This is a genomic window from Streptomyces sp. NPDC029466, from assembly GCF_055574515.1.
Window position 1 is genome coordinate 2,899 of record NZ_JBVHZH010000094.1, and the last position, 6,954, is coordinate 9,852.

General features: G+C 70.5%; 6 protein-coding genes. 3 read left to right on the plus strand and 3 right to left on the minus strand.

Going from position 1 to position 6,954, the window contains the following annotated elements:
* The first annotated feature begins 93 nt into the window (after window positions 1–93).
* From ACZ4XD_RS36650 to ACZ4XD_RS36660, 3 genes are all read left to right on the plus strand, one after another.
* Window positions 94–2,091 (plus strand): ATP-binding cassette domain-containing protein, encoded by a 1,998-nt coding sequence (locus ACZ4XD_RS36650; RefSeq protein WP_468049804.1) that lies wholly within the window; start codon window positions 94–96, stop codon window positions 2,089–2,091.
* Window positions 2,092–2,185: 94 nt separating this feature from the next.
* On the plus strand, window positions 2,186–3,223 hold the full coding sequence (locus ACZ4XD_RS36655) for an NUDIX domain-containing protein (RefSeq protein ID WP_468049806.1): 1,038 nt from the start codon (window positions 2,186–2,188) through the stop codon (window positions 3,221–3,223).
* The gene (locus ACZ4XD_RS36660) at window positions 3,220–4,554 is read left to right on the plus strand and encodes a protein-L-isoaspartate O-methyltransferase family protein (protein ID WP_468049808.1); all 1,335 of its coding nucleotides are present in this window, start codon (window positions 3,220–3,222) and stop codon (window positions 4,552–4,554) included. The genes ACZ4XD_RS36655 and ACZ4XD_RS36660 overlap by 4 nt, the downstream gene beginning before the upstream one ends.
* A 158-nt stretch (window positions 4,555–4,712) precedes the next feature.
* Here ACZ4XD_RS36660 and ACZ4XD_RS36665 read toward each other — a convergent pair whose 3' ends face one another.
* The 3 genes from ACZ4XD_RS36665 to ACZ4XD_RS36675 form a co-directional block, all read right to left on the minus strand.
* A complete protein-coding gene (locus ACZ4XD_RS36665) occupies window positions 4,713–4,985 on the minus strand; it encodes a hypothetical protein (RefSeq protein ID WP_468049810.1) in 273 nt (90 codons plus the stop codon).
* Between the two features lie 400 nt (window positions 4,986–5,385).
* A complete protein-coding gene (locus tag ACZ4XD_RS36670) occupies window positions 5,386–6,171 on the minus strand; it encodes an SDR family NAD(P)-dependent oxidoreductase (protein ID WP_468049812.1) in 786 nt (261 codons plus the stop codon).
* Between the two features lie 64 nt (window positions 6,172–6,235).
* On the minus strand, window positions 6,236–6,954 hold a 719-nt coding region (locus ACZ4XD_RS36675; protein ID WP_468049814.1), incomplete at its 5' end, for a cytochrome P450.

Genomic DNA, 6,954 nt, shown 5'->3' on the forward strand with positions numbered 1-6,954 from the left:
GTTGGGGGGGTGCGCTGCGCCCGCCCCACCCCCCCCCCCCCCCCCCCCCCCCCCCCCCCCCCCCCCCCCCACGACCGCGAAGAAGGAACCAACATGAAGCGCCGACAGACAGAAGCAGGCGGCGTCTCGGCGGCGGAACGCGAGCTGTTCGGGGGACGGCTGCGCTGGGACCAGTCGTACGTCGGGCACGAAGGTGCGGTCGCCCGTATGGGGTTCAGGCAGATGGCCGCCGCGTTGCCGCGCATGGTGGGTGTGGTGTTACGTGCCGGGTGGACCGCGGACCGACGGGCCCTGACCGGCCTGGTGGTCTCGCAGATCGCACAAGGTGTGACGGCCGCGCTCGGCCTGGTGGCCGTCAATGGTGTGCTCAACCAGTTGTTCACGGACGGCCCGACCGGAGACAAGCTGCGGCAGTCACTGCCCGCGCTGCTGGTGCTGGCGGTCGTCTCCGTGGGGGCGGCGCTGCTGTCGGCCTGGTCGACGGCGATGTCCGGACGGCTGGAACCGCAGGTCGAGCGGGCCGTCTCCACCCAGTACTACCGAGCCGTGACACGGGTGGAGGTCGAGGCTACGGAACGGCCCGATGTGCAGCGGAACTTGGAGGCCGGGAAGTTCGGCACCGATTCCGCCAGGCGGATGCTCGGCCTGTCCGTGGGCGTCTCCGGCGTCGTGATCGGCATGGTGGCCGCGGCCGTCGTGCTGGTCTCACTGCACTGGGCTCTCCTTCCCATGCTGCTGGCCATCGCCCTCCCCAAGGGCTGGGGGGCCGTGCGGTCCGCCCGGCGGGAATACATCTCGCGACTGCACTGGGTCGACCACCGCCGGGCAGTGGCCAGCCTGTTGCAGTACCTGACCATGCCGCACGCGGCGGGCGAGATCCGGGTGCACGCGGCCTCCGCGCTGCTGCTGCGCGGGTACGGGGAGATGTCGGGGCTGATGGAGACCGAACAGCGGCGCCTGGCCCGGGCCCAGGCTCGTACGGACCTCGTCGCCGGCGCGTTCTCCGGTCTGGCGTCCCTGGGCTGCTACGGGATGCTGTGGTGGCTGCTGACCAGCGGCGGACTGCCGCTGGCGGTCGGTGGCACCGCGGTGGTCGCCATTCGTAACTCCACCGCCCGGCTCACCTCCCTCGTGCAGCAGGTCAACCGCATGTATGAGGAGATGCTGCAACTCGGCGACACCGAGGCGGCCACCGAGCTGGCCGCGAAGCACGCCATCCCGACGACGGGTGCGCCGCTGCCCTCCCCGGTGCGGGCCATTGAGGTCCAGGACGTCTCCTTCACCTACCCAGGAGCGACCACGCCCTCGCTGCGCGAGGTGAGCGTCACCGTGCGCCGGGGCGAGGTGACGGCACTGGTGGGCGCGAACGGATCGGGCAAGACCACGCTGGCCAAGCTCCTGGCCGGGCTGCTGCTGCCCAGCAACGGAGAAGTGTGGTGGGTGGGGACGGACGGGGCCCGGGTGGAGGTACGCGAGGCCGACCGGGCAGCGGTCTTCGGCTCCATCGGGCTGCTGGCGCAGGACTTTCCGCACTGGCAGATGACGGCCGCCGCGAACATCGCCATCGGTGCCGGGGACCGCCCGCGGGACATGAGCCAGGTCAAGGCTGCTGCACAGGCCGCCGATGTGGGAGACCTGATCGAGGGCTTGGAGCACGGATGGGACTCCATCGTCTTCAAGGGCTATGAACGCGGTGTGCAGCTCTCGGGTGGGCAGTGGCAGAAGCTGGGCAACGCACGCAGCCGCTACCGCGACGCGCCGTTCCTCCTGATTGATGAACCGACCTCCGCCCTCGACCCGCACGCCGAGATCGAAGCGTTCGAGCGCCTGCGGTCCGTGGCGGACAACGGCACCGGGGTCATGCTGATCACCCACCGTCTCGCCGCGACCGCCACCGCCGACCACATCTACGTCCTCGATGACGGGCGCATCGCCGAACACGGCACTCACGACCAGCTCATGACCGCCGGTGGCCTGTACCACGGCATGTTCCAGGCGCAGGCCGCCCAGTACGGAATCGCCCTTCCCCCGGCAGCAGGACTCCCCACACCTCGGCGCGAAGACACGCGTGAGCACAAGAAGGCCCGGTGAGCACTGCTCGTGGAACTCCGCCGGACGCCCTGCCCGGCGGCGCTCCGGCGCCGACTCCCCCTCCTCCCCCTCGTCTCGCTTCCGAGGTGATGACATGCCGCCCAGCCGCTCCCTCATCCGCAGCACTGTCGAGGCGTATCTCGAACGCCACAGGCCGACCCTGCGCGAAAAGCTGCTCAAACTCGGCTCACCTGCCCCCGTAGCCGAGCCGGTGAACGCCTCGGCGCTGATCCACAACGACGCCGGGCAGTACCTCCTTCACCTGCGTGATGACGTTCCCGGCATCTGGGAACCGGGGGCCTGGTCGCTCCTGGGAGGCGGCCGTGAAGCGCAGGACCGGTCACTGGAGGAGACCGTCCGCAGGGAGCTGCGGGAAGAGGCCGGCCTCGATCTGCCGGACCTGGAGCCGTTCGCCGTCGAGGAAGCACGCAGCGACGACGGCGCGACGATCTCCATCGCCATCTACGCGGGCCGCTGGAACGGCGACCCTGCCGACCTCACCCTGACCGAAGGCGTGATGCTGGCGTGGTTCGCTCCGGAGGTCCTCGCCCGGCTGCGGATCAGCCCCTCAACCGTCGATCTGGTGAAGCGCCACACCGCACGCGGAGGCGGGGCCGCCGGCCTGGCATCAGGCGGACCCGGACTCGCGGGGGCGCCCCGTCCGCCGAGCACGCGGGTGCCCGCGCCGAACGGGGCCGTTCTGAACGTCATCGGCGTCCACCTCTACCTGGAGGACACCGAAGGGCGCGTGCTGCTCGGGCTGCGCCACCCCGACTCGGCCTACGCCGCCTCCATGCACCACTTCCTCACGGGCCACTGCGAGCGCGAAAGCGCCGTCACCTGCCTCGTGCGGGAGGCACAGGAGGAAGCCGGGCTGGTGATCGACCCCGGAGACGTCGAACTCGCCCACGTCGTCCACCTCGTGGACGCCCCCGGCGACATCCCGCGGATGGGGATGGTCTTCCGGGCCCGGTCCTGGTCCGGCACTCCGGAGATCCGGGAACCCGACAAGTGCATCAGCTGGCGCTTCTGGAATCCCGAAGAGCTCCCCGAGCAGGTCGTTCCGTATACCCGAGCAGCCATCAATGGCATCCGCGCGGGCCGCCTCTACACGGAGATGGGCTGGTCATGACCGCTGAGACGGGCCGAGGAACGAACCGAACCAGCACGCAAGGCGGCGCGCTCCCCCGGCAGAGCCCGGCCGACCGGGACCGGGGCAGGGAGCCCACGACCGGCCCCGCAGGTGAAGCGGCGGCTGCTCGGACGGCGATGGTCGCCCGGCTGGAGGCAGCCGGTGCCCTCGGCGCCGGCCCGGTGCGCGAGGCCCTGCTCGCGCTGCCGCGCGAGGTGCTGATGCCGCAGGCGTACGTGAGGCGTAGCACGCTCGATGAACGTCCGCCGCGCTGGGACCTGCTGGACTGGTCGAAGCCGGGGGACCGTGCGGAGCTGCTCGCGGTGCTGTACGGCGGCGAGAGCGTGCCGATCCAGCACGACGGGGAACCTCTCCTGGGCCGGACCGGCCGTGCCCGGTCGGGCGGGGCGATCACTTCCATGTCGACCGTGCTGAGTCTGACCGCCTCGTTGCTGGAGGAGCTGGACCTGCGGCCCGGGCAGCGGGTGCTCGACATCGGCACCGGCGCCGCGGTGACCGCGGCGGTGGCCTGTCACATCTGCGGGGATACCGGAGTGGTCACCCTCGACCGGGACCAGAACATCGCGGCAGCCGCACGGGCTCGGTTGGGTGCCCTCGGGTACCGGCCCGCCGTGGTGAGCGGCAGCGGTGAGGCCGGCCGGCCGGAGCGCGCCCCGTACGACCGGATCTTCGTCTCGTTCGCCCTCCCCCGCGTGCCGGCATCGTTGGTGGCCCAACTCGCCCCAGAAGGGCGGCTGCTGACACACATCACGACCACGTCGCCGTCGTGGCCCGCACTGGCGGTGATCTCCCGAAGCCCGGACGGGCGCATCACCTCGCACCTGCGGGCAGTGGAGTTCGCCCACCGGGCAGGGCACGGCCGGAAGCAGATCTTCCTGTCCGCAGCGTTCCGCGAGCGCATCGCAGCGAAGCCTGCTCATGACACGGAGGCTCGGGCCTTCCAATCCTCTCAAGTCCCGCCGCCGGATGAGGCCCGCGGCTTCTGGCTCGCGCTGGACGCCCTACACCCGGGCCTGGTACGGCACAGGGGCGTCGACGACGTGGTGATCGGCGCTCCCGACTGCGGCTCCTGGATGATCGCCCGCCCGGACGGCCTCGGCACATGGGCGGTCACGGCCAGCGGTCCGCGGGACATCTGGGCCGAGATCCACCAGGTGGCCGTCCGATGGCGGGCCGCCGGCGAGCCAGAGGTCTACCGGCTCGATCTTGAGCCCGACGGCGAACAGCGGGTGAGCGCCGGCCGCGGGCAGGACGCCTTGACCTGGCGGCTACCCACGCCGCACACCGCCACCAAGGAGGCAGCGCAATGACCACACCACCAAGAGGAGACGAGCGCGGGCGCGTGCTGCTCGGTCGCTCGACGCGGGGCCTGTGGGAGCTGCCCGGCGGGCGCGTGCGCACATGCGAAAGGGGCCCGCTCCTGGCGGGCCCCTGGGGGGTTTCCCCCTTGTTGTCCTGTGCTACCGCATCAGCAGCCCGGGAACGTCGCCGGCGGGGTTTCGAAGGTCCCTTGCCCCCTGACCTTGATCAGGCCAACGGCCTTCTTGCAGGGCCAGCTCATCTTCCAGGTGCTGGTGGCCCGGTCGCCGTCGCTGATGGTCTCCAGCCTGTCGTACGACGACGAGCCGGACATGCGGTACCCGAGTTGCGCCTTGATGTCCGAGCCACCCTTTTTGGTGTAGAAGACATCGATGGACTGGGGCCGACTGTTCATGGCGATGCAGAGCTGCCCCTTGCTCAAGGATGTGCACTTGACATGGTCCGACCCCGACATCACTTTCTGCGACGCGTGGGTGGACGGCGCCTCGGCTCCAGCCGCATGAGCCGGAACAGTGAGAAGCGAGAAACCAACGGCCACACACGCAGCGGCGGCCAGTGAAACACGACGAATCATGGAGATCCCCCCGTTCAGTAGTTTTCTGACGGTACAAAGGATCAAGCACTGACACGATCCATTTTCGGACAAGCTTCAGCCTTGTTCGAGCCGAAGGCATGAGGGTTTTCGCATTGCTCCGTGACCTCTCTGACGTGGCCGTGACGCGGAGGGCACAGGCCGCGGCCTGCCCGGCTCCCCGCTGCCCAGCTGCCCAGCTGCCCAGCTGCCCAGCTGCCGCCGTAACTTCCCGCACATGTCCGATCGGCTACTTGGCCAGGTAGCCGCCGTCGACAACATGGTCGCTGCCCGTCACGTACGAGGCGTCGTCGGACACCAGGAACGCGATGAGTGCGGCGACTTCGGTCGGCTGCGCGGTGCGCCGTAGGGGGACGGCGGTGAGGAGGCCGTCGGTGGCTCCGGGCGGTAGCGAGGTGACCATGGGGGTGTCGACGATGCCTGGTGACACCGACACGACCCGGATGCCGTGGTCGGCGTATTCGCGCGCCGCGGTCCGGGTCAGGGCGAGGACACCCTGCTTGGCGGCTGCGTAGGCGGCGTGCCCTCGGAAGCCCGACTGTGCCGCTATGGAGGCAAGGTTGACGATGACGCCACCCGTGGCGGCCATCGCGGGGAGCTGGCAGCGCATCGTGTGGAAGACGCCGTACAGGTTCACCCTCATCACGGTGTCGAAGTCGGCGGGCGGGAGTTCGGCCAGGGGGCTGAGGGGGCCGTTGATTCCGGCGCTGTTGACCGCGATCTGCAGGCCGTCGCGCAAGGTGGCGGCTTCCGTGACGACGCGGGTGACGCTGTCCGGGTCCGTGACGTCGATGCGGCGGGACAGGGCGGTACCACCGGCTGCGGTGATCTGCCGGGCCACCCGGGTCGCACCATCCTCATCGAGGTCCGCGACCACCACCACGGCGCCTTCCTCGGCCAGTCGCCGCGCACACGAGGCGCCGATCCCGGAGGCGCCGCCGGTCACCAGGGCGACCCGGTCCCGTAGTCGACCGGGCTGCGGTCCGTCACCTGACGTCTGTGCGTGTGCTGGCATGTGCGGCTCCTGGCAGCAAGGGGAGGGACAGGCGTGTGGAGGAAGGTGTGGGAGGCCGTGCGCATCAGGACGGGCGGGCATGGGCGGTGAGCGGCAGCCGGTCCGGGCGCAGGACGGTGCCGACCAGGGCCCGCACGGGGTCGGAGCCGGCCGGTGTCAGGCGCCGGTGAGCGGTGAACGCGGCCAGCGCCAGGGTCAGTTCGGTCCAGGCGAACTCTTCCCCGATGCACAGCCGGCTGCCTGCTCCGAAGGGCAGATAGGTGTGCCGCGGCGCCTTCGCGGCGGCGTCGTGCGACCAGCGCTCGGGGTCGAAGTCATCCGGGTTCTCGTACAGTTGCGGATCGCGATGCAGGGCGTACGGGCTGAAGAACACCTCGGCGCCCGGGGAGAGCCGTACGCCGCCGAGGGTGACCGGCCGCACCGCGCGGCGCATCAGCAGCCACGACGGCGGATGCAGCCGCAGCACTTCGGTCAGCACCTGTCGGGTGTAGACCAGCGCGGGAAGATCCTCGAAGCCGGGGGGCCGCCCGGCGAGAACGGCGTCGAGTTCGTCATGGATCCGCCGTTGGATGTCGGGGCGGCGGGAGATCTCGTGCAGCGCCCAGGCCAAAGACGCGCTGACGGTGCCGGTACCGGCCAGGAACAGGGTGATCAGTTCGTCGGTCACTTCGGCGTCGGTCAGGGCTCCGTCCGGGCCGCCCGTCGCCAGGAGCATCGAGAGCAGATCGCCGCGATCCCGGCCGTCGGCACGGTATGTCTCGATGATGCGCTGCTGGACGGCCA